Annotated in this window: 18 protein-coding genes and 4 pseudogenes; 5 read left to right on the top strand and 17 right to left on the bottom strand. The window is 59.1% G+C overall.

Annotation, left to right across the window (positions count from 1 at the left end; all coding sequences use genetic code 11):
• The 4 genes and pseudogenes from LB577_RS15540 to LB577_RS15525 all read right to left on the bottom strand — a co-directional run.
• Nucleotides 1-396: pseudogene (locus tag LB577_RS15540) on the bottom strand (hypothetical protein); the annotation flags it as partial.
• On the bottom strand, nucleotides 396-722 hold the full coding sequence (locus LB577_RS15535; RefSeq protein WP_013533342.1) for a type IV secretion system protein VirB3: 327 nt from the start codon (nucleotides 720-722) through the stop codon (nucleotides 396-398). The gene LB577_RS15535 and the pseudogene LB577_RS15540, both read right to left, overlap by 1 nt.
• Nucleotides 722-1,027 carry a pilin major subunit VirB2 gene (gene virB2 / locus LB577_RS15530; protein ID WP_411908931.1) on the bottom strand — a complete coding sequence of 102 codons (306 nt, stop codon included), beginning with the start codon at nucleotides 1,025-1,027 and terminating at the stop codon, nucleotides 722-724. Before virB2 ends, LB577_RS15535 begins: the two co-directional genes overlap by 1 nt.
• A gap of 74 nt (nucleotides 1,028-1,101) precedes the next feature.
• Entirely contained in the window at nucleotides 1,102-1,875 is a 774-nt protein-coding gene (locus LB577_RS15525; protein WP_224687356.1) for a type IV secretion system lytic transglycosylase VirB1, read from the bottom strand.
• A gap of 1,231 nt (nucleotides 1,876-3,106) precedes the next feature.
• On the opposite strand from LB577_RS15525, the gene LB577_RS15520 reads away from it, so the two are divergent.
• Nucleotides 3,107-3,832 carry a response regulator gene (locus LB577_RS15520; RefSeq protein ID WP_013533346.1) on the top strand — a complete coding sequence of 242 codons (726 nt, stop codon included), beginning with the start codon at nucleotides 3,107-3,109 and terminating at the stop codon, nucleotides 3,830-3,832.
• Between the two features lie 150 nt (nucleotides 3,833-3,982).
• On the opposite strand, the pseudogene LB577_RS33290 reads toward LB577_RS15520, so the two are convergent.
• The 13 genes and pseudogenes from LB577_RS33290 to LB577_RS15460 form a co-directional block, all read right to left on the bottom strand.
• Nucleotides 3,983-4,117: pseudogene (locus LB577_RS33290) on the bottom strand (hypothetical protein); the annotation flags it as partial.
• 344 nt (nucleotides 4,118-4,461) lie between these two features.
• Nucleotides 4,462-4,836: pseudogene (locus tag LB577_RS15510) on the bottom strand (IS66 family transposase); the annotation flags it as partial.
• 1 nt (nucleotide 4,837) lies between these two features.
• The gene (locus tag LB577_RS33500) at nucleotides 4,838-5,029 is read right to left on the bottom strand and encodes an IS66 family transposase (RefSeq protein ID WP_411969278.1); all 192 of its coding nucleotides are present in this window, start codon (nucleotides 5,027-5,029) and stop codon (nucleotides 4,838-4,840) included.
• Nucleotides 5,028-5,627: pseudogene (locus LB577_RS15505) on the bottom strand (IS66 family transposase zinc-finger binding domain-containing protein); the annotation flags it as partial. The gene LB577_RS33500 and the pseudogene LB577_RS15505, both read right to left, overlap by 2 nt.
• A gap of 127 nt (nucleotides 5,628-5,754) precedes the next feature.
• Nucleotides 5,755-6,045, bottom strand: coding sequence for an IS66 family insertion sequence element accessory protein TnpB (gene tnpB / locus LB577_RS15500; protein WP_411969277.1), 291 nt, complete (start codon nucleotides 6,043-6,045; stop codon nucleotides 5,755-5,757).
• Nucleotides 6,042-6,461 (bottom strand): hypothetical protein, encoded by a 420-nt coding sequence (locus LB577_RS15495; protein WP_224687355.1) that lies wholly within the window; start codon nucleotides 6,459-6,461, stop codon nucleotides 6,042-6,044. The genes tnpB and LB577_RS15495 overlap by 4 nt, the downstream gene beginning before the upstream one ends.
• Nucleotides 6,462-6,466: 5 nt before the next feature.
• Nucleotides 6,467-9,631, bottom strand: coding sequence for a Ulp1 family isopeptidase (locus LB577_RS15490; RefSeq protein WP_224687354.1), 3,165 nt, complete (start codon nucleotides 9,629-9,631; stop codon nucleotides 6,467-6,469).
• Nucleotides 9,632-9,748: 117 nt separating this feature from the next.
• Nucleotides 9,749-11,494: a type IV secretion system ATPase VirD4 gene (gene virD4, locus LB577_RS15485; protein WP_224687353.1), complete on the bottom strand. Its 1,746-nt coding sequence runs from the start codon at nucleotides 11,492-11,494 to the stop codon at nucleotides 9,749-9,751.
• A gap of 234 nt (nucleotides 11,495-11,728) precedes the next feature.
• Nucleotides 11,729-12,595 (bottom strand): hypothetical protein, encoded by an 867-nt coding sequence (locus tag LB577_RS15480; RefSeq protein WP_224687352.1) that lies wholly within the window; start codon nucleotides 12,593-12,595, stop codon nucleotides 11,729-11,731.
• Between the two features lie 73 nt (nucleotides 12,596-12,668).
• The gene (locus tag LB577_RS15475; protein ID WP_224687351.1) at nucleotides 12,669-13,118 is read right to left on the bottom strand and encodes a hypothetical protein; all 450 of its coding nucleotides are present in this window, start codon (nucleotides 13,116-13,118) and stop codon (nucleotides 12,669-12,671) included.
• Between the two features lie 1,948 nt (nucleotides 13,119-15,066).
• Nucleotides 15,067-15,633 carry a type II toxin-antitoxin system VapC family toxin gene (locus LB577_RS15470; RefSeq protein WP_224687350.1) on the bottom strand — a complete coding sequence of 189 codons (567 nt, stop codon included), beginning with the start codon at nucleotides 15,631-15,633 and terminating at the stop codon, nucleotides 15,067-15,069.
• 1 nt (nucleotide 15,634) lies between these two features.
• On the bottom strand, nucleotides 15,635-15,979 hold the full coding sequence (locus tag LB577_RS15465; RefSeq protein ID WP_013533352.1) for a hypothetical protein: 345 nt from the start codon (nucleotides 15,977-15,979) through the stop codon (nucleotides 15,635-15,637).
• Between the two features lie 191 nt (nucleotides 15,980-16,170).
• Complete coding sequence (locus tag LB577_RS15460) at nucleotides 16,171-17,136, bottom strand: LysR family transcriptional regulator (RefSeq protein ID WP_224687349.1); 966 nt, start codon at nucleotides 17,134-17,136, stop codon at nucleotides 16,171-16,173.
• Between the two features lie 489 nt (nucleotides 17,137-17,625).
• On the opposite strand from LB577_RS15460, the gene LB577_RS15455 reads away from it, so the two are divergent.
• The 4 genes from LB577_RS15455 to LB577_RS15440 all read left to right on the top strand — a co-directional run bounded on the left by LB577_RS15455 (nucleotide 17,626) and on the right by LB577_RS15440 (nucleotide 23,381).
• The gene (locus LB577_RS15455; RefSeq protein ID WP_224687348.1) at nucleotides 17,626-18,897 is read left to right on the top strand and encodes a CapA family protein; all 1,272 of its coding nucleotides are present in this window, start codon (nucleotides 17,626-17,628) and stop codon (nucleotides 18,895-18,897) included.
• A gap of 132 nt (nucleotides 18,898-19,029) precedes the next feature.
• Nucleotides 19,030-20,475, top strand: coding sequence for a M20 family metallopeptidase (locus LB577_RS15450; protein WP_013533356.1), 1,446 nt, complete (start codon nucleotides 19,030-19,032; stop codon nucleotides 20,473-20,475).
• Nucleotides 20,476-21,277: 802 nt separating this feature from the next.
• A complete protein-coding gene (alr, locus tag LB577_RS15445; protein ID WP_224687347.1) occupies nucleotides 21,278-22,468 on the top strand; it encodes an alanine racemase in 1,191 nt (396 codons plus the stop codon).
• A 100-nt stretch (nucleotides 22,469-22,568) separates the two neighbouring features.
• Nucleotides 22,569-23,381, top strand: coding sequence for an ABC transporter ATP-binding protein (locus LB577_RS15440; protein WP_283257902.1), 813 nt, complete (start codon nucleotides 22,569-22,571; stop codon nucleotides 23,379-23,381).
• Nucleotides 23,382-23,407 lie beyond the last annotated feature (26 nt).

The following is a 23,407-nucleotide window of genomic DNA, read 5'->3' as shown; positions in this document are numbered from 1 at the left end:
AGACTGAAGGAGCATATTCATGAGATTTGCCAAACTTGTAGTGACGACGCTTGCTGTTTCCTTTCTGCTTAGCACACGGCTCTCATACGCCTCGCTCAGACTGCCAGCGAATGCACTTTGAAACTGGCGCGATGCCAGCTCCGGCACATCGTTGTTTCGCACAAGATGGGCGTACAGCGTGACATTGTCGTCGGCGATGTTGCGCAAGAGAGTGTTGAACGCGCGGCAGCGCGAGTTGCGCATCTCAGCGTCTTCCAAATCAAATGGCAGCCCGTTCAGATGTGCCATGGCCATAATCGATCCGTCTTCCAGAAGGACAACCTGGTCGCTCAGATGACCGACATACGGAAGGTAGATCTCGCCAGATCTCTCGGTCCTGCCACTGGCGCCAAACATCACACCATTCCTCTTCCGCGCTTCGGCACTCTGATCGGATTGGCGCTGACGCTCGCCCCGCCCCAGACCGACCCATCGACGCTTCTGCCGGCGGTCTGCAAATAGAGAAACGCCACGCTTGCGGCGTTATAGTCACGCTCAACAATCAGCCGTGCTCCGAACCAGAGTGGCACGAGCACGACTTCATAGAGCGGGTTCTTAAGGATGATGATGACGAGTCCCGCCAACATCATGAGCGCTCCGGCCAGCGTCAGCGGCACCCCCAAAAACAGTGCGGGGCGTGTCGCCGCCACATAGAGGGTGCTCACTTCCAGCCGGTCGCTCATCAGCCAGCGCCTATGAGCGCCTTGCCCAGGAAGCTGGCGCCAAACATGATGACGATTCCTCCAACGACACCCGCAACCAGGCCAAGTGAAGCACGACCGAACATCCAGGAGATCCCGATGGCCACGAGTCCGAGCACGGCCAGTGATTGTCCGAAGGGACCAAGTATGAAGGTGCAGATATTCTGGACCATCTTGGCGGGATCCGTCCCTCCGGTCACCTGTGCCGCGGCCGGCCCGCTGGAGAAGACCGTCCACGCCACGCCCGCAGCAGCGGCCGGTGCGTATTCAGCCGCCATTCGCAGCATGGAAAAAGGCGAAGGAACACGCGTTTTAAGCGCACGAAGTATTTTGAGTGGCTTGATCATTGTATCTCCATGTTTCAATCGAATACGAGTTTGTTCGGGTTCGAGGGTTCCCGCTCATCGGCAGCCTGGCTGTCTGTCGGACCGGAGGGATCGGCCCCGGAGCGGTTTGTCTGATAGGAGCCCCAGATGGCCCAGGAATTTTGGCGGGGCTGCTTTTGGTTGGCCTTTTGGTTCAGTTGGAGCAGAGGCGGCACTGCTTTCCGACCCGGTGCCTCAAGGTGTGGCGCATCTTGGGCGGTCGGCTCCTGCGTTGTCTCTGACATGTCCTTTGCGGCCAACTCGACCTTGCGTACATAACCGTTGGCAAAGCCACGCGTGACGTCACCCGTGTTATAGGCCGAGATGGCACGGCGAAGCGCCATTTGCTGCGCCGGGGCAGTCGCGCCGCCGGCATACCGGCTTTCAAGCAAGTGGGCGGCGGCCGAAAGCGAGGCGCAGGGCTCGAAAGCCTTTTCCGGCGTGAGATTGAGCGTGGGAAAGTTGTTGCTGTTTATCTGCATCAATCCAACATCGACGGAATGTTGTGCTTCGAGTCGGTCCTTGATGCCCCGCGTGGCTTGCAGGTGGTCTATCCAGCGAAGCTGCTCACCTGTGGTGTTGTCATGAGCCACCAGCGTTTCAAAGCCACTTTCAATCTTGGCAATCGCGGCAAGGGTGGACGGCGCGACCCAGGGAGCGCATTTGCGTGACAGGCGGTGGAACTCACGGGGCGAAAGTGGCGCAGGCTCGGCTGGGAGTGACATGGATGTCAACAGAACGATGGCCAGCGGCCAAACTGCAATAAACATTCCCTATCACCTACCTTTCCAAGCTGCCCGACGGGTTCTGGCCCTGTCCGGAACACGCTTATCGGGGCGGTTTGTTACTGTGTGATGTTCAAGTTCAGCTTTTCGGCTTCAACTGAAACAAAGACCTTGATCGTGGCAGTGTGGGTGAGCATCTTGCGCAAGCACGGGTTGGCGGATCCGATTAGCCAGCAGCGACATGCAAAGGATCTTGGTACGACGAGTCCTGTGCGGGATTGCCCGTCCCGGTCGCCTGTTGCTTTTGGACTGTAAGCCGCGGCTTCGGCGGCAGGATGGTGATGGAATCTTCTGCCAAGGTCGAATCAAGGAGAGCATCTAGGCTAGTCCAGGCTGCGGATGCCGTGGGTCGGTCCAGCGAGAGGGCCGAAGAAGGCGACAGTCCCGACGTTGCGGTATGCTGCCAGTTCTTTAAGAGACAGCCATGCGCGGCCCTGCACGGGCAGGTCCATCGGTTGACATCGCGAGCTCGTCTGCGCTGGCTGGAGGGGGCTGTCCGCGGGGCGCCGAAACGCAGCAGCGCAGCCCATCTTGGTGCGAGCCTGATTCAGCTGTTCGGCGAGCCGCACCCCATTTGGCGGCGTCCGAGGCCGCTGCCGACAAGAATAGTGACCAGCTCAAAGGGAGGTGTCGCGTTCAACTGATAATGCTAGCTCGGAACCGTAACCGCAACCGACCTGCCGGTCGCGCGGACCAGAGTTTGGAACGCCGGCCCTCCCCCCGGAAGAACTCGCTTGGAAGGAGACATACCATGGCCCAAGGCTACAGCAGCGACTCGGCCGCTCCTGCGCCCACCGCCTCTGCGATCAATCAAACGCCGCGCTTAGCCACCGCTTCGGAGCCGGACGCACGAGCGGCAGGATTTCGAGTTGATGCAGCTCCGCCATCGCCAGAACCGCGGCGACTCAAGGACACGGCAGGAAACTGGGCGTCCGTGCCGTCGAAGTCGAGTGCTGTTGCCGGGCCTGCAGGTGAGCTCGAACTAGTGCTGAAGGATCGCACGGCAGGGTCATGCCGGCGACTGGACCTGGTCTCCTGGTCACGGACTGACTTGATGCGGTCATTTGGCTGTGGATGAAAGACCAGGACGAGCAACGGCCTCACATTGGCCGCACGCAACGGCGCGTGGCAGCAGGGGCAGCTGTGGTGGGTTGGTCCAGAAGGTTGCCGGGCAACAGCTTTGGAATCAAGGGGATTCAAGATTGAAGGTGAGCCGTTGAAACATGTTCTTGTCATTGACGATGATGCCGCAATGCGACGCCTCATCGCCGAGTATCTCATGATGCATGCGTTGAAGGTAACTGCAGTCAACGATAGCAAGCAGTTCAACCACGTTCTATCTCATGAGCCGGTCGACCTCGTGGTCGTTGACCTCAACCTGGGCCGTGAGGATGGGCTTGCGATCGTCCGCAAGCTGGCGACAAAATCGGATTTGCCTATCATAGTGATCAGCGGCGACCGGCTCGATGAGGCCGAAAAAGTCGTTGCACTGGAGCTCGGCGCAACCGATTTCATTCCCAAGCCTTTCGGCCTGCGCGAGTTCCTGGCCCGCATTCGCGTAGCGCTACGCCAGCGCATTTCCAGTCCGCGAACGAAAGATCATCGCTCATTCCGCTTTGGAGCTTGGAAGCTCAGCGTCAAACAGCGGCGGCTGATCTGTGCAGAGCGTGGCGAGGTCAAGCTTACCGCATGTGAGTTCAATCTCCTGATCGCGTTCCTGGAGAACCCCCGCAGCGTACTATCCCGAGAACGGCTTTTGCTCGCGAGCCGTGTGCGTGGTGAAGAGGTCTACGATCGAAGTATCGATGTCCTGATCTTGCGCTTGCGCCGGAAGCTCGAGGCTGATGCGGCCAATCCTCGCCTGGTCAAGACGAGTCGTGGTGCGGGGTACTTCTTCAACGCTGACGTGGACGTTAGCTACGGAGGCACCTTGGCCGCGTGACAGGGGCGATTCTGGCGATTGCTGACGAGGAGGCTGATCAAGCCAAAGCGGTGTTCTCAGGCCACGGCCTTTAGCTCGGCGCCGGGGTACAGGCCAAAGGCGTAGGTCGTCGATCTGGCTGTTGGGATGGCTGTTGACGATGCTGGTGAGGACGGCGGCGAGATAGCCGAGTGGCTGGACACCATTGAGCTTGCGGGTCTCAGCGATGCAATCACCGCCCCTTGTTTCGGCACCGCAGTTCGAGCCAGCGAAGAGCGCGTTCTTGTCGTTTGAGCCCGATCGCACGATTGAGCGCTCGACGGTGTTGCTGTCGACCGCGATGCGACCCTCCCAACGAAGCGCGAGAGACCCAATTTGAGAAGTGTGAATCGCCTTGTCGAGCGTAAGCGCCTCGCCGATCGCCTATGGATTTGGGCTTGACGTTTTCCGGAATCGCCAGGGCATGAGTTCCTCGATCTGGCTCTGCGGATGGCCGTTGATGATGGCGTCGAGAGTTTCGGCGAGTAGGCAACGGGATTGACGTCGTTGAGTCTGCAGGTGGCCACGACGGATGAGAGCAGTGCCCAGTTTTCGGCCGCAAATTCATGGCCAGCAAAGAGAGCATTTTTTCTGGTCGCGCATACTGGACGGATGGCGTTTTCGACTGGGTTGATCTCGAGCTCGAGCCGCCCGTCGTCGAGGAAGCGGGTGAGCCCCTCCCAGTGAGCGAGCCCATAGCGGATGTCTTCGGCCAACCTGGAGCCGGAGGAGATCATCGACAGTTGCTTTTCGGACCATGGTTTCAGGGCGGCGATGATCGGCGCGGAATAATCCTGTCGAGCGGCAAGCCGGACTTGAGGCGATGCGCCGCGCACTGTTGCCTCGATAGCGTGGAACGCCGCGATCCGGCGTATCGCCGCTTCGGCGATCGGGGACTTGGTGTTACGCGCCAGCTCGCAAAGCGTCGACGCAGGCGGCTCCAGCAATGGACGAGCAGCCACGGTCCTTGCGGCCGTTCCAGGCATGTCAGCCGGTCATAGCCCTCATAGCGTCAATGAACAGGCGATCCGCGTCAGCCAGACGCCGGCGCATGTGCTCGGCTATCGGCTTGAGATCGAAGCAGGCCCGGCCTGCCCAATTGCCCAGTGTGGCGCGATCCAGTTGGATGCCCCTGGCGGGCGTAGATTTCGGCCTGCCGGTAGAACGGCAAATGATCACCGAACTTGGCGACGATGACCTGGGCGATTAGCGCCTCGGTCGGCAGGCAGCCGGGCACGATATGCTCGGGCGCATGCGCCTGCACGACCGCGCTCGACCAGCGCCGGCAAGCGTATTTCGGGCGGCGCGTGACCAGCACGCGCAACTGCGCCGGGATCGCGTCGAGCCGCTCGCTGACATCCTCGCCGATCCTTAGCCATCTCGCCGCAGCCGCAGGGGCACAGCGTGCTCTGGGCTCGATGATCCGTTCCACTCGCGGCAGATGAGCCGGCAAGTGACCACGGTTGCGCGGGCGTGAACCGGACGCGCCGTCCGAACGACCCTGGATGACCCGCTGCGCCCTTTCCTGCGCGGCGTCGAGCACGCCCTGCGCGATCTCCACGTCTTCGAGCGGCAGGTGGTATTGATCGGGATGCAGCTTCTCGGACCTGGCGCCGAACTTCTCGTGATTGAGTTGACCGACGATGGTCTCCAGGCGACGCCGCGCCTCTTCGGATTCAGCCAAGGCAGCCTGGTGCTCGGCCAGGGTCGCTTGCGTCTGGGCCAGGAGCGCCTTCAAACGCTCGTTCTCTTCCTGGAGAACCGTTGATTCATGCACTAAATCAACCGCGTGATCTCCGAGAACGCCATCGGAGACAACGCAGCTGAGTCACCGTGCCACACTCATCCGGCCAATTGCCGACGCCGTGCCCGCTCGGGCCGAACCAGTCTCCAGTCCAGCCCTTCTAACAATGCCGCGCGAACATCGCCGGCGACATGCGCATCACCCCGTCGCGAACCTGCGGCCAGACGAACTTCGAGCCCTCGAGCCGCTTGAACGAGCACAAGGCCGTTGCGATCCCAGACAAAATCTTGATCCTGTCAGCCCTTTTGGCCCGGAAGACGAAGGCCGCCCCACAGTAGGGGTCGAGGCCTAGCATCTCCTGCACAGCCAATGCCAATCCGTCCATGCCGCGCCGGAAGTCAACCGGCCCGGTCGCCACGTAGATTTTCAGATCGGCGCCCGGTGCAATCATCGCGAGGCCCGAACCGCTCGGATCACCTGCGACAGCTGCTCGAGGTCAACCGTCGTTCGGATCACCATGTCGTCGATCACGATTTCCACCCTCGCGCTTGCGCCGATTTCGGTGGCCTCAGCTGAGGCGCCGACCATTCGTCCACCATCAGCGGCGCGAACATCGGCGCCATGCTTTCTGGCAGTGCCAGTTGTCCCCGACGAAGGCGACGCCGCCAATCGGCGGGTCGCGCCATGCTTGCGGGCGACCGCCGCCACCTGCACCTCCGGCATCAGGCTCTCGGCGGCAATCCGGGCTCTGTCGGCCTCCGAGCGAACCCGCCGTCCCGTCGGACCGTCCAGAACCTCGAGCCGGCCTGCGCAGCCAGCTGTTGGGACGTGGTCGCCAAAAGAGCTGTTCTGCTTCATCGCGGCCATCGAGCTCAACGCCCCGCGTCGGAGCGCTCTCTGCTTCTATAGGAAGTCATGAGGTCCGCTCGGGCTTGATCGGGGTCTTGCCTGATGGACGACGTGTTTGCTGCACTCGCTTGCGGCCCCGTGCTGAGGATTTGCGGATCTTCAGTCCTCTGCCTCTTCGCCGGTGTCAACAGCGCTGTGTAGTGTTCATTGTTTATGATGACGCCCCCGCTGTTCACGCGGTTGCTCCTGTCAAGTGCACTCGTCAGCTCGGCCTGGGCGTGGCGAGTCCTGCTCACGTGCCGTTCAAACGAGGCTGGCGCGACTTGTCGGGCTTGCTGCGCTTGCCACACCGCGTGTCGCACCTGCGACCCGGCTGCTCCAAACGCTTCCGCGGGGCTTGCAAGCTCGTGGGGCAAGCGCCCCTGCCACAGTCGGTTTTGCAGCGCGTGCCGATCGGGGACGAGGGCCTCGAGGTGCAGCGGCCGCTGCGGGTCTGGCAAGTCTTGGTTCGCCAATCTCTCAACCAGCGAGCGCGTGCCGTCCACCACGAACACGCCGCAATCAACACCGTTGTTCTGCAGGGCCATGGCGGGTGTCACCACGGTGGTCACTTCCAGTCTGGCTGCGAGCTCTCGTGCAGGCGCGTCATTGTATGGCAGTCCATCGCCGCGACGGATGGAGTCGTAGTGATAGGCAACCGCTTTATCCGGGTCGCTGCGATCTACGAGCAGCAGCGACCAATGCTCATTGCGTCCATCATTCTCCGCCATAGCCGTGGGATCGCCACTGTTCACAGGCAGGAACACGAAGTCGGCTGCGACGTCGTTTTGATGATAGATGGACAGCACTATAGGGTTCGGGTCCCGGTCGTGACGGCGCAGTTGCTGGGAGACCAAGGAATCCACAAGCCGCGTTCGGGCGGCGAGTGCTGGGTGGTGCATCTGCAGGCTCTGCGCCAGCAACTGGTAATCCCTGCTGATATGGGCGTCACCCAGCAGGTCGGGGCCGAGCACCGCCCCTTCGGGGAGGTTGAACGAGCCTGACGGAAGGGCTGCGATGTGTGCCTCGGAGGAGGTGGTCAGATCGACCAACGGAACACCGCGATAGGTATCTGACTGCGTCGCTGGCAAGGCGGGTTCTGGAGCCCTTGCCGGTACTGCTGCCGCTGCAGCTTCCCTCATCGCACCGCGATGGACGAGCCAAACGGCGTTGCCGCCCTCCGGCATCAGGGCGGTGTAGCCGTGACCTTTGATTTCGAAGTTCCATTCCGGCTTGTCGGCATCCGGCAAGAGGCCATGGTGATTGAGAAAAGGGAGCATCGCCTCTGGGACGCGTTGAGTCCCATGGGAGAAGCCGTTGGGGACGGCGGACGAAAGGTCTATAAGGTCCTCGATCGCCGCGGGGGGCGCCTCAGACCTTGCGGAGGGCGCGGCCCGCTGCATCCTTCTGATGGGCTCGGCCCCTGTGCCTGGAAGGGGTACCCCAGCCAAGGGCAATTCACCGAACTGCTGCATGGGGGGCTGCATTGGCACGCGGCCGCCTGAATTGCCGATTTGGCTCGGCTGCTGCTGAAAGGCGACGACTTGCGGCGTATTCAGGGCCGTCAGCCTCTCCGCTGGCCACAGCGCTGTGGAATGTTCATTGTTGGTGACGACCCCCCGGGGTGGCCGGTGGGCGCCCTGATCAAGCGCATCCGGCAAGGGCTGTATCTGCTGTTGGCTGGCAGCTAGGACTGGCGGAGCGGCGGCCTGAACTCTGGCCCATCCAGAGCTTGCGAAAGCGTCCGACATGCTTGTGTTGAGGTTATCCCGTCCAGCGGGCATGCTTGGATTGTTGAAAAAAGACGAGGCGGCTTGATCATTCTGCCCTTCCTGAAGCGCGTCGTGCAACCCCTGCTCGATTCGCACAAGCGCCTCTGTATTGGTTGGCACCACGTCGGCTCGATCAACGAACAGCGATAGGTTCGCCTTGGCAAGCGCGTATGAGTCCGCTTTGCGAATCCGCTCTAGCGCGTAGCTGAGATAGCGATCGTCTGGGTACAAGCTCTCGGCGCTTTTCGCCCGCTCATCGTGATCCAGCCCAGTGATCGTCTGACCCTGTTTGTCAAGCGCCGCAGAAAATTTGCGAAGACTACGACTATAGATAACACGGGTGCCTGGAGCCAACCCGCTGTCACCGGCCGCTTTTTCCAGGAGGTGCGCGTCTGCCTTTGCGGGCACCGGCCGGTCAGCAACTGAATAGTCCGGCTCATGATACGCACGCAGGACGTTCAACGCCGGCTTCATATCAGGGTAGTCCTGAAAGAAAGTATCGAGGTGGTCGACCAGGGATTGGTGATTTGTTAGATCATTCGCTTGGCCGCGCTCGCCGAAATGATTCGCCAATCGGCGAAGCGAATAAGTGTAAGCTTGAAGCCTACTCTTGCTATAGCCTTGCTGAGAGTCCGCAGCCTGGGCGATCGCCTTATCAATAACGTTCCAGTGTTCGTCGGACACATGGCGATAGCTGGGGTCACGACGTACTCGAGGCGCGACAGGAGCCGGATTGGAGCGGCGCGGCGCGGCCACGTGCTGCTCAATGCCCACTTGCCGGGCCGGACCCGCATCAGGCAAGCGGCCATCGCGGTCCGAGGAAGAGAGCATCGCCTGTGGGACGCGTTGAGTTCCATGGGAGACGCCTTTGGGGAGGGCGAACGAGACGGTTATGGAGCTCCCGATAGCAGCGGAGGGCGCTTCAAATTTTGCGGAGGGCGCGGCCTGCACATGCATCCTTCTGATGTGTTCGGCCCTTGCGCCTTGAACGGGTAGCCCTGCCAATGGCAATTCAGCCAACCGCTGCATGAGGGGCTGCATCGGCGCGCGGCCGCCCGAATGGCCGATTTGGCTCGGCTGCTGGTGAAGGGCGACGGCTTGCCGCGCATTCAGGGCCGCCAGCCTCTCCACTGGCCACAGCGCCGTGAAATGTTCACCATTGACGATGACCAACTGTGGCCGGTGGTTGCCCTGGTCAAGCGCATCCGACAAGGGTCGGATCTGCTGTTGGCTGGCAGCTACGATTGGCTGAGCGGCTTGATCATTCTGCTCTTGGTGAAGCACGTCGCGGAGTCCCTGTTCCACTCGCAGAACGGCCCCTTCATTGTGCGCCTCGTCGGCTCGATCATCGAACATCGGCCGGAACGCCTCGGCCACTTGCTGCTCCACGCTCACTCGCCGGGCCTCGCCCGCTTGCCGCCCTTCCAAGCCGGCGTCCTGCGGCAAAGCTGTTGCACGGGATGGATTTTTTCGCGGGTCCACACTAGCCTCACATCAAACGGTATCGTTAAATTCCTGCGCCAATCCACGCGGCGGCTCATCGAGTCGAAAGTCTGTGGAGAGTTCCTCCTCTGCTTCCGTCAACGGTGCCGGCTCCGGGAGGGCGCCTGTCTGGCCTTCAAAGATGCGTTTCAGAATGCGGTCCGAAAAATATCGCACCTTCCTCAATTGCAATGGTGGCAGACCTTTGATGAGAACGATCTCGTAGTCGTCGTCGAGCAGCCGAACCTGTTCGGGACGCAACAGCGGTGCACCTTGATGCGAATTCTGAATGTTCCAATCGAATCTTCGCGCCTGGCTGTAGGAAATCGATTTGGCTTCAAACGTGTATTCACCGATGGCTTTGGAAATGTAATTTGGGGTCTCGTCATCGGCCGTTGCCATGAACACTTGCAGGCCGGTATTGCTGAGAAAATTCTGCTTGCCAGCCTCTCCATAAGCCCCTGTCAGTGCCGAAAGGCTTTGGATGATGAGCATGAAACGCCCCTTGTAGCCCGCGATAGTCGTAATTGCGGTCTCGATCGCCTCCAGCTTACCCAAGTGCTTGAACTCATCGAGCAGGAAGAGAACCTCGTGCTTTTCCTCCGGGCGGGGCAGCGACCGCTGTAGAATTGAAACGATCTGCTGAAAAAACAAGCGTATCAAAGGCGCGATCACCTCAAGGTCGTTCGGACCAACGCAAAGATAGATGCACGTTCTGCGACGGCGAAGATCATACACCGAAAAGTCCGAGCGACTTGTGGCCGCCTTAACAGCGGGATCCGCCCAGAGATTGAGCCCGCCATCGCCGAGCACTGACGTGTAGGAGGTCAGTATTTTTGTGTCGTTCCCCGCCATGTCGTCGAAGATGCGTTGAGCCTCTTTGTTCCGGGTCTCCATCGCGAGTTGCGCGAAGAGCTTAAACTTCTCCCCCGGCTGGGCGAAGAGATCATAGACGGCGCCGATTGTCGGCGTACCCCGCTCGATGCAGGCAAGGATCCCCGCGACAAAGATATCTCGCGCGCCGCTGATGAAACCTTCCGCGCCTTCCCCCTTGGCCGTAATCAGGTTTGCGGCCAAGCGGCGGGCTTCCGTGAATTGGAGCTGTGGAGGCAGCGCTATAAGGTCCAACAGTGGATTGTAGCAGTTCGTGCGCCGCTCCGAATCCAGCGGCGCGAATTTGAACACGTCATCGCCTGCGGCTTTGCGCGCCCTCGAGGTGAGCTCAAAGAGCTCCCCCTTGACGTCCAGAGCTATCACTGAGCCTTTGAATGTAAGTAGCGTTGGAATGACTACGCCGACGCCCTTGCCGGCGCGGGTCGGTGCAACGATGAGGCTGTGAGGCTGCTCGCCATTGGTCAGGTAGTAGCCAGGCCAGAAAGGGCCACTCGTCTTCCCAAATACCGGTCCTTTCACGCCACGGTATCGTCGCAGATATCCGGTGCGTCGCATTTCATCCACTCGAGCCCAACGAGCCGTCCCGTGGTGTTCGAGCTTGCGGCGCAACACGACCTGCTGAATCAGCAAGACGACCACGGATGTCGAGAGCACGATAGCCGCGCCCCGATAGAAGACGGGGGTTGCGAAACCCAGATAGAAGGGCGTCTCAAACCAAAAGGCACGGACATCAAACGCCATCAAGGCCTCGCCGCCACCGCCGTGGCGGAAGGTTGCGTACAGACTTGCCGCACAGAACCCCACGGCGAGCGAGCAGGCAATGCTAACGGCTATGTTGGGGGTCGTCGTTTTGGTTGAAGGCATTGTTCCATTGCCTGCCGCAGCTCATGGTGCGGCTTCAGACACCGAACCGACGTCGCGATGTCGCCGCTCGACAGATCGATGCCGAGGCAGGTGGCGCAATGATTGCATCGCACCACCCGGCAGACGTGGTTTTTTGAAAGTTACACAAGTTAGTGCGTCAACGGCCAGCGACTTGGAAACAGCCAGGCCGTGAACGGAATTCGGGAGAGAAACGTCTATACCGTTGCCGAGACCTCAACGGCCCCCGCGATCCCTGTTCCTGGTGGACTCCTGCAGGTCCGCTCGGGCCTGACTGTAGCTGCGGTTTATGGCCTGCCCTATTAGACCACCCCGCTGCAGCTGTTCATAGGAGATTTGCGTGCCTGTCGCATGAACCGCAGCCTCAAGCCCTGCTATGTGGGCGTCCAGATCCGCATGCCGTTCCTGTGCATGCTGCGGCGGAGGCATTTGCCGCAAGATGGGTTCCAGGCCGGGAACTGCGTGAGCTTGGGCCTGTTGATTTGGATCCATCTGGTGATACGCCTGAAAAATAGCATTCTGTGCCACCATCCTGATGTTGCCGTTCGGATCAGACATCAATTCAACGGCTTGATCAAGAATGCGAGATTGGTTTTCGTTATTGAACTTGCCGAAATTGGGCGCAACGTTAAGAGCTCCGAGAGCTTGCGAGGCCGGATCCATGTTGCCAATGCGATTGACAACAGCATCTTGCATGTGTGGCGTTAGGTAATTGGCTATATTGCTGACCGCTCTGACTTGCTCCAATGCAACGTTGTCCGGCTGGTACCCCAATTCGGATGTCAGCTTCCAGGTCAGCTCGACGGCTGATCGTCCGAGCTGATTGCCGCGCCTTTCAAATTTTGCGAGTTCAGTTTCTTGCCCGGGTTGAGTGCCCCGAATGGCTGTTCGCGCTTCCTTCCCGAGGCCTTTGAAGCCTGCAAGATTTCGCGCTGTATCGCGCGGGTTAGCGGTTACCAGCCGTTCTGCCACCTGCGTTAATGGCCCCTCTGTAAGGGACAGGATGGTAGAGGGTTCCCTGGCTTGTTCCCTGGCTTGGGATGAACTTGCAGCTGCGCGTGCCCGTTTGTTATCGCGATCCATTGCTCGGTCTCCAAAGTCGTTATTCTACGTTTGAGGTTATCACCCAAGCCTGACCTGCTGAACCGATATGGTGTTACAGTTGTAGTCTGGCAGAAGGTTCCGGTCCCGTCCCAGCCAAGATGACGAGGCTGGCATCAAATGCTGTGAGTGACTTCTGCCAAAGCGCATGAATGGTACGCCCCGGCTCTGTCGCCTCCTCCTTCCGGTCGTTGTAAGAGCCCGGGATGATATCCTCGCGGCAGCTTCTCCTTTGAGCGCAGGGGGGATGATCGAGGGTTGCTACGACGACCTTCGCCCGCTCCGGCTGATCAGCCGCGGCCGAGCTCTCATGCCTGCCTGGCAGGGAAATCAGTCCGACCTGACCGGCAATTTGCGCGGCCGCCAATAGCACCACCGTGCCTTGCCACCATCCAGGGGCTTCCTGCTGCAGACTCATGGTGATCTCGCCACGGGGCCGGTGACAGGCGAGGTGCAAAGGACGGGCGGGAAAGATCGCGCTGGCGGGCAGCACGGCATCGCGCAATGCCGCCCCGTCCTCGGCCCGGCCGCCTGTCGCCTATGAGTGCCCGGTCGTTAGCCCCAGCCGCTGGCGAGCCAACCGTCAGCTGGGCGACAGCGACATGTTCAACGCCTTAGTGCCCGGGGGTTTCTCAACGGGAGGTCGCCTGGCGCAGTCACCCCGGAACGGACGGCCTATTCAGCGCCAGCTCCGCAGCAACATGACCGGCTGCAATGGCCACGCAGCCTTGCGCTCCAACGGCATGATGCAGGCGCACCATCGACATTACTTGCTTTGGCTGCAACATCCCCTCTCCTTCCCCGCCCCACGACGGTGCAGGGCTCAGGAAAACTTCAACTACGCAAAGACGGTCAGTTTCTTCAGCTGCACCTCGATCGGATGCAAGTGGATAAAGGAGGGTTCAAGTGGCGCCGAAGCGCAGACGCGATGGCATGACTCGCGCACGCAGCCATCCTGGCCGACGCCAGGCCTGTTCTTGGGCACAAGCTCGAATTGAGCGCCTTATCAAGGCTCAAGGAGTTTTCAGGTTACCGTCGCGATCGGGGCGCTATTACGCTCTGAGCACGCACACTTAGGGAGAGCAATCGCAGGGACGAACATGAGAGGGATACATTGCGTGGCCCGCGCCTTCGATCCTGCAAAGCTGCATTTCACATCCTGGGCGGGCGACCCGACGCAGAGAGCAACATAGACGGTCAGCGTGTTTTCACGTGGGGAAGTCGCGAACGCGGTTCCAACGTTATTTCGGCCGCAGCCTATGGGAACAGTGAGCGGATCTGCAGCCACAGCCAAGTCGCAGTGACCGAGATCTAATAGATCACTGCAACATCGACGAGATCGTAGGATCATCAGGCACGGTTGAGGGCACCAAATATTATGGCAGCATCGACAGCGGCGACCGGCATGCAAGCTTGCTTGGTGACTAGCGTCAGTTTTGCTACTTTGAATGAGTCGCTCACACTAAGGCATCGTAGAGCTGGCCTAAGTCGCCTCAAGCCGACGCGCGCCGCAAACCATTATTGCTGTGCAGGTGTTTGCAGCCCTGTGCGATTGGGAGACCGCCTCGCCATGAAGTGGACCAGCTTACTTCTGCTGAGCACATTCAGGCTCGGACCTGTGTCCCTCAAGAAGAGGGTGGTTCGATCCGGCACTGACCCTAGGGCGGGGGGGCTTGTTGAGCCGGTGCCGGACCGAACCGTCTAGGGCAACGCCGGCTATGTCGTGGGAAATTGTGGCTTCGGCGCGGCTAAACCGTGGCGGAAATGTGTCGCCGATTCACCGTTTCCAACACGCGCGTTGAAAACGTGACTGGACGTTTCGGAAAGCGCCTAGCGCTGCTGGGCCTGGCGGGAGCTCTGCAGATGGGAGGCTATCCTGGCTGTGAAAATAGTCGCCTGATTAGGCGCCGGGTGCAGGAGGGGAAAACGTTCAATGTCGATTCCGCGTGGCGAGGGGGAGACACCACAGCAAGCCAGCCGGCGCGGCTCGACCGAATCGAATTCGATCATCTCCTTCGGAAGGGCTCACAACACACGTCTATCAGGAAATGCGGATCCGAAGCAGAAGTCATGCGCTCCAATCTTGCAGCCTTATACAACACGCCCGGCGATTTTCATCACCGGACCAAGGCCGCGTTGTGTGACCCGTTCGATGGCACTAGCTCCTGTCAGCGAGAGGATTGGAGTTTCTGACCGAATTGTCTCTCGTCACATTGATTGGGAAGAACAGTTAAGATCGGCTATGGACAATCTGGACGCTTTGACCCATCCAAATCATGGCGCGGCCTGCCTGTCGATAACGAAAGTCTGGCATTGAGCTTTTGGAACGGACCAGGGCTGCCGCAGGTCTTCGAGCCGTCCTGCATGGGCGAATAGGAGTCCCGGGTCAGGCGACTGCGGAAGATGGCCAAGTCATTGCCGCCTTCGCCCAGAAGCGCGGAAGGCGGCTATACTCAGATTGGCCGATACATCAAAACCCGACCCGTCGGAATTAACTGCAGCAAATAGTCGAAATCACTGACGTTGCCCGTTAGAACGGAAAATCCCATTTTCTGCGCATGCAGGAACAGCACGCAGTCCTGAAGCGCCCGAAGCTTGGAATCGTGCTTGTAGCCCTGGAGGCGACACAGCATTCCTGAGAGAAGGGCGGCTCGGCCCAAGACATCGGGATCTGGTGCAAAAACCCGATGGGACGGCATGTCCTTGATCATGCTCCCGATCTGCTTGACAGCTTTACTCGTGCCCGAGTGTTTCGGATCAAGCACGCCTACAGTGTGCATCAGCTCCTGGATCGCTACGGTGCTATGGTTGACCTGCCTGACATCGAGGAGGTCGGCAACTGCGTCAGGCGCCCGGCCTTGCAAACCGTCGATATAGACGCAGGTGTCCAGCAGCAGTTCTTGCCCCGCCCCGACGAGGTTGCCGATGATCGGCAGCTCCGTGTCGGGGCGGCGGCTCAAGGTTTTTTGAGGATCAAATCGCGACCACCTTAAGGCCGCACCAAAGTCGAAATCGGCCAATTCAGAATCCGAGCTTCAGCGTCGGATCCACAGTCCCCCGTGTTTTCCTGAAGGTCTCGGCGAAGTTGTCTTCCAGAGCCACATTGGCCAATGCAAATTCGACGAGCTCGGTATCAGACGTCAATCCGGTTCGAGCCTTGGCCCTCTTGATTAGATCAGCACTCACCCGCCCCGCAATCCTGCCGTCCTTCTCAGCGCGCAGGCCGGATTCTTCCGCCCTCTGCAGGACGGCGTTAATCCTGGCCAATCTACGCATCTGCAATTTCTCAGCCAGTTTGGGATGGGTTCTCGTCCGCTTGCCCACTGGCCCTTGGCCGCGACGCATCCGTACAGCTGTCTTCGTCATCGGGGTTCCCCGCAGATCCGTTTAACAAAAATGGATTCTAGACAACATAGCAGGCAAGGTGAATTTTTCAAATACCCCAAGACAAAGGGCGGTTGTTGACACCCGGACGTTGCGTGCTGAAGCTCTCCAAAAGGAGGGATGTCACGGCTGCAATCGACCGAAACAGCAACTCAGGTACAATTTTTCCGGCATTAGATGCCATGGGGGTGGAAAGCCGCCTTGGGCCCTTCGCGCCCGAACGATTGTTCACGGTGGATCACCTCCACGAAAGTATCCACAATTGGCGACGTTTGCGAAATATTATCGCTGCCGCGGCGCCAAAATACCACATAATTGTATCTCGCTGACGGCTCAAAAGGAACGATTTTCACATCAAACATTTGATATTGCTGTGCAACAAATTCATTATCTATTGCAATGCCTAAACCATATGCGACAAAAGAAGCATCCAATCCTATTGTGTCCGAATGAACCTTCGGCAATAAAGGAAGTTCTCTCCGCCCGTATGTCAATAGACCCAATTTGTTAGAAGTGTATTCTCTCTCTAGAACGATAAGGGGCTCCCCTGAGAGGTCGTCAACAGTTATGATGTCCTTTTCAGCAAGGCGATGGTCGGGTTGCAACACGCAGACACTCTTGCTTTCGGCGACTATCTTCCACTCAAAGAAGCGTTCATCTAACGGCAGTCGGGAAATCCCGATATCGGCCGCTCCCGTCACAACGCTTTGTGCTATCTCGTCGTATCGCTGCGCCCTATAATGAAATTCCAGAGTCGAATCTAGACTATTTAGCGCAAGAATTATTTTGGGGATGAGTCTCAACGAGAATATATGCGGTGCGGCAATCGTCAGGAGGTTTCTCTTGGCGCTGAAAGAGTCGGTGATTTCCCTCTCGATGTGCCCTAGCGTCTCAAAGTATCTGTCTATGCGGCTGTAAATTTCGATGGCTCGCGTGGTTGGAACAAGGCCGCGGGGATCTCGCGCAAAAAGCTTCTCACCAACAGCTTCTTCAAACAGCTTGAGATGCTGGCTTACGGCCGACTGGGTAATCCCGAGTTCTCGGGCGGCCCGCCTCGTAGAACCGGTCCTCATGATCTCCCGAAAAATCTGAGCGGACCTGAACCCAGCCTTGCTGTTTCGGCCGGAAATCTCTTCCATTGCCTTTGTCCGAATTGGTGGCCGCGGAGCCAGAGGCTCCGTTTGGCCGCTATATCAGTAAAATTAATAGGGTGTCACAAAAACTTAATAAATTGACCATTTTCCCGATTCTCCCCATCGTCTGGCGTAACAAAACCGGTGGATCAGACGCATCAGAGAGAACGCTGACATGACGCATGCAGCAACACCCGTCCCTGGCAGAGCGGATAGTTCACAATCGAACACAGGGGACACAGCTCTAAACATTGCGCACTATAACGTTAGAAAAGCACATATGCGGCATTCGTATTTCCGTGCCTCTGGCAGGAACTGTACCGACCCCAGCTCGGACGTTGCGCACCCGCAACCAACTACCCGCGCTTGTCGTAAATCCGCACGGCCGATCCTTACCGGATCAAGGGACTAGCCAACACTTTCTCCGCAGTCGATCGGTTGCCACAAAAAGTGGCCGCTAATGACATTTGCCTATACAGGGGTTGATACTCAATCATGCCTTCGCCGTTCACCCTCGCCCTCACCGGACAGTCCCTCATCTACCACGATATTCGGCATGTATCGGACGACGGCTTCGCCACGATCAAAGAACTGATCCGACAAGCCGATGCCTCATTCACGAATTTAGAAACCACGATACTCGGCCGGCATGGTGGGTGGCCGATGAAAGGCACCTATTTCCAGTGCTCTCCACCTGTCGTGTTAGATAATTTGAAGGATATTGGCTTTAGCGCACTGGCTCTTTCCAATAATCATGCGTTCGATCTTGGGCCCGCAGGAGTGCTTTCGACACTTGAGGAAGTAGACGAGCGTGAGTTTCTGCGTGCAGGAATTGGCGTTGACGCCAGTGACGCGAGCAAAGCCGGCATCAAGCAACTCGGCAAGAGGAAGGTCGCCCTCATCGCGATGGATGCCGGACCAGGGCCAGCCACAATGTACGCTGAAAATGCGGCAGGTACCCGTCCCGCTCGACCGGGGGTGAACAAACTCGATGTCTCGCGGGTATTCGAGGTTGACGATGAGAAATTCGCGAACCTGCGTTCCATTCAGGAAACGTTTTTAAGCAACTCTATGGAGCGCGGAACCTACACGCAGCCGGACGATCCCCGCGAACTGACATCGTCCGATGAAATCGACTTTTACGGAACCATTTTTCGCCGATCCCCCGAGAACTGCCGAAGGATCATCTTCAACGAGCAAAGTTTACGAGGTCAGCTCGCCGCAATCCGGAAGGCCTCGTTGGCCGGTGCCTTTGTCATCGCCTATCTTCATCATCATCATTGGGAACCAGATTGGCGCGAGGTTCCCGAATGGGTTCAATTCTTCGCGCGATCCTGCATTGATGCGGGAGCGAATGCGTTCGCCAGCCACGGCGCACCGGTGCTGCAGCCGATCGAAATCTACCGCGGAGCTCCGATCTTCTACGGATTGGGAAATTTCCTGTTTCATCTACCCGAAGGTGAGGACGAATGGAGCTCACCGGATATCTGGAAAAGTATCGTCGCGACGTGCAGCTTCGATGGCAACAACCACTTGGAGTCGATCTACCTCGCTCCAATCGTGATTGGAGGGGAGCAGCGGCTGAGCAGCAACAGGTATCATGAGCGTCTTGTGCCCGTGCCCGCATCAAAAGAGCTGGCCGGTTCAATGCTCGAAGACCTATCTCGACGCTCGCAAAAGTATGGAACCGAAATAGTGCTGGAAGATGCTCGCGTTCTTCTGCCAAAAGCTAATTCCCGCAGCGTCGAGGTCGCCGCCAGCAGGTAACGTCGTCCATGCACGTCAACCTGGCCCGCATCCTGATGATCGTGTCGTATAGTGCCAATGCACTGATGACGGGGCGCCCCCTTACAGCCGAACGGATCCAAATGCGCACTTGGACAATGAGGAGAACCGAACATGCATAACGATGGGCTGGGCGTCTATGAAATCGCCCGGCGCGTGGACACCAAGAGCGCCGACTACTGTGCGCTCAGCGACCGCATCTGGGCCATGCCGGAACTCGCCTTCGAGGAGCATCGCGCGGTCGCTGAGCAGATCGCCTTGCTGGAGCACGAAGGCTTTCGCATCACCAAAAAGCTCTGCGGCATGGCAACTGCCTTCGTGGCGGAACATGGAAGCGGTAGCCCAACAGTCGGTTTTCTGGGGGAGTTCGATGCGCTGCCGGCTCTCGGGCAAGTTTCGGGCATAACCGAGCGCATGCCTACCGCGGAGGGCGCATCTGGGCATGGTTGCGGGCACAATCTTCTCGGTTCCGGATCTGCGCTCGCAGCCGTGGCCTTGAAGGATGCGCTTGCATCGGGCGCCATCGCGGGCACGGTGCGCTATTACGGCTGCCCGGCGGAGGAGAGCGGATCGGGCAAGACTTTCATGGCACGGGCCGGTCTCTTCGATGATCTCGATGCCGCCTTCTGCTGGCATCCAAACGTCGTCAACGAGGTGCAGTCCACCTCGTTTCTCGCGTGCATTCAGGCTAGCTTCCGCTTCACGGGTCAGGCGTCGCATGCGGCGGTTTCTCCCCATCTTGGCCGCAGCGCGCTCGACGCGGTGGAGCTGATGAATGTGGGCGTAAATTACATGCGCGAGCACATGGCGTCGGATGCGCGCGTCCACTATGCCATTACGAATACGGGTGGCGATGCGCCAAACGTGGTACAGGCTTTTGCGGAATCACTCTACCTGGTGCGTTCGCCGCATTTGCCGGATGCGGAGCACCTCTTCCAGCGCGTCAAGAAGATCGCCGATGGCGCCGCGCTGATGACGGAAACCACCGTTGAGGTGCAGATCATGGATGCAAACTCGAACGTTCTGCCTAACAAAGTGCTGCAGGAGGTTATGTACGAAAACATGAGTCGCCTGGGCGGCCCGGGCTTCGACGATACGGATTATGCCTTCGCCGAACAACTGCGGAAGAACGCGTTTACGAACGAGGAGATTGTGGCGAGCGTTGCGCTCTACGACCGTTCGCTGGCGAGCCAGGTGCTGCATGACGGGCTACTTCCCATGCCTGCGCGCGAAGGGATGATGATGGGCAGCACTGACGTCGGCGACGTGAGCTGGATCGTGCCCACGGTTCAGTGCAGCACTGCCTGCTTCGCTATAGGTACGCCGTTCCACACTTGGCAGCTCGTCACGCAAGGGAATCTGCCTGCAGCCCATAAGGGAATGGTGCTCGCGGCGAAAGCAATGGCGACCACCGCGGCAGATTGCCTGCGCAATCCCGATCTTATCGCCCGGGCGAAAGCGGAATTGAAGGAGCGTACTGGAGGGCGACGCTACACTTGCCCAATTCCGCCCGAGATCACGGTCGACAACCTGCGCGCTAAGGCAGCGGCTTTTGCATAGGTGCAAGAAGACCTTACGCTCGGCGGCCTCGCTTGCAGAGTTTCACTATATTTATGGCGGACAACGCTCGATCACAGTTGCGTTCATCAAGTTCCGCGAATAGCGTCGCAATGACATCGACTGTCTGCCGCGCCCCGGGGGTTAGCAGAGCAGGGAAAACGCAGCGCGTTCAGCGATGAATGTCCCCAGACCCTCCTTCTCTGCGCTCGCGCAAATGGTCTGCATTGAGCCAGCGGTTCGCCTCGGCCACCTCTCATGAATTTCTCACCCCAGCTCTGCGCCAAGCTTCGAGTTTTTGGTCCTCCGCTTGGCGATCACAGCGCTAGGCTAAGTCGTGCACATGCTACCACACCAACCTTGGGGCGCACGTCCTAAACCTGCCCTGACGGCCGGATGGCCGTCGGAGACCGCGAACTCGACATTGGCAAGTCCGCGCTGCTTGAGCCCTGTCGCGAACGCTCGCCAGTAATGGTGCTGCCACTCCCATAGCCAGCTCGACCACCAGCACCTAGCGCAGGCCCCAGTCCATTCTGATCGCCCACAGCACCGCCTGGCTGGATGACCCGGCCAGGCGGGTCCGAAGCGCCGCGTCCATAATGAGGAACCAAGCAAGATGTCGGCAAGCCGTCGCTCAAAGATGCTTGCAGGCTGCTGATCAGGCCTGCCAGGCAGCAGCCCTGCATCGCGGTTCGTCATCCAGCCATTTGCCTGCCTCGTGTGTGTGGCCATATCAGTAAAATTAATAGGGTGTCACAAAAACTTAATAAATTGACGGTTTTGGCGATTCCTCCCATCGTTTCGCATGCAAACAAGCAATAAAAAGCGGTTGGGAAAAACGTCAGAACCTATGTGCGCGTTAACGTCTATTGCGACGGTGCAGAGCAAAAAGGCGGCGTCCCGGGAGGCCTGGTACGAGATCGACCTCGGCGCGATCAGGCACAATTACCGTCAGCTGCGTAGGCATCTTCCCCGGACAGTGAAGATTTTCGCCTGCTTAAAGCGCAATGCATATGGCTGTGGAGCGGGACCTGTCGCCCGCACACTGGCAACAGAGGGGGCTGACGGCTTTGCTGTCGCAACCTTGCCCGATGCTATGGCCATCCGGGAAATGGGCATCGATCTCCCGGTTTTGCTTTATCCCGGTCCCCTACCGACATCGGCGAAAACAATTGAAGCGCTCGGACTCACCGTTACCGTTTCCAGCCTCGATGAGCTGGAGTCCTGGCGCGCCGCCATGAGCGTCACCCGTATTTTCGTCAAGGCGGATCTCGGGTTCTTCAGGGCTGGGGCCACGCCGCAGGAGATAGGCCGGCTTCTCGCAGCCGCGCACGTCTGCAGCGACGTTGAAGTACAGGGGCTCTACGCCCATCTCAGCGAGCTGCCCACATCAGTAACTTCGGATGCTAGCGAGCAATTTTCCCGCCTGCAGCGGATTCTACAGGATGCCGAGGCGTCCGGCACCCGTCCCCCGATCATTATGATGTCGAGTACTGCAGGTGTGCTTCGGCATCCCGCGATGGATCTCGATGCCGTCGATCCCGGGGCCCTGTTTATCGGTCTTCCCGAGACGGATCGACCCATGCGGGCCGTCACTCTGCGGCCGGCGCTCAAGGCCATTTCGACATGCCTCGTTTCCGTCAAGCGGATCGATGCTTCTCTCGGCCCTATACCAGACATACCCGGTTTTCGGTCGGGAATGACCATCGGCGTCCTAGGTATGGGATGGGGGGATGGCCTTCCGCGTCACGTGCCAGCCCAGGCCGAGGCGCTGGTGAGGGGGCAGCGCGCGCGCCTGCTCCCTCCCGCGCATCTCGAGCACCTGCGCATTGATCTGACGGACGTGCCTGATGCGAGATTTGGCGACCAAGTGCTCCTGCTCGGACAGCAAGCGCACCAGACCATCAGTCACGAGGAAGTCGCCGCTCAATGGGGCACAGACCTCATCGGTCTCTATGCCCAGCTCCGCGACCACATCCCGCGCGTCTATGTCTGAGACATTGGCGCAGAAATAGAGGAAACGAAATGAAGGCGCTCAGAACAGTGCTGTTGCTCTCGCCCTTTCATGTTGTGCTCGGCAATACGGGCGCACAGCAATGACGGCCACGATCATGGCAATTCCTCGCCACGCGGTGACGGACACGGCCGCGGAGGCGATCCATGTCCAGGACTTGCACAAGAAATTTGGCGCCCTTCATGTGTTGAAGGGGGTCTCGCTATCTGCACGCGACGGCGATGTGGTGGCGATTATCGGGGGCAGCGGCTCCGGCAAATCCACTTTACTTCGCTGCATCAACTGCCTGGAAAACCCCACCAGCGGCGTTATCAGGGTGAACGGCGAGGAAATACGTCTCAAGCCTGACGGAAATGGCAGCACCCTCCCGGCGGACCGAAAGCAGATTGAACGTGTACGTTCCCGGCTCGGCATGGTCTTTCAGAGCTTCAATCTCTGGACCCACATGACCTTGATCGAAAATGTGATCGAGGTTCCGGTCCATGTGCTTGGCGTCAAGCGTGAAATGGCGATCATCGAAGCCGAGAAACTGCTTGCAAGAGTGGGGCTTCTGGAAAAACGGCACGTATACCCGGCATTTCTATCCGGCGGACAGCAGCAGCGCGGCGCGATCGCACGCGCTCTCGCGGTCCAGCCACGCGTCATGCTCTTTGACGAACCGACTTCATCACTCGATCCCGAACTCATCGGTGAGGTTCTGGGCGTAATCGGCGATTTGGCCCGCGAAGGTCGCACCATGATCCTGGTCACGCATGAAATGAAATTTGCCCGCGAGGTCGCGACCCGCGTGGTTTTTCTCCACGAGGGCCGCGTCGAGGAAGAAGGGCCACCAGACGCAATCTTCGGATCTCCGAAATCGGAGCGGCTTCAACAATTCATCCGCAGAGTGGGCTAGCGCCTGGAAAACAGAGTAAATCATCT

It is taken from the genome of Mesorhizobium sp. B283B1A (assembly GCF_020165735.1).
Lineage (GTDB): Bacteria > Pseudomonadota > Alphaproteobacteria > Rhizobiales > Rhizobiaceae > Mesorhizobium > Mesorhizobium opportunistum.
The sequence above is the reverse complement of the archived record's forward strand: the minus strand, read 5'-3'. Positions and strand labels throughout refer to the sequence as shown.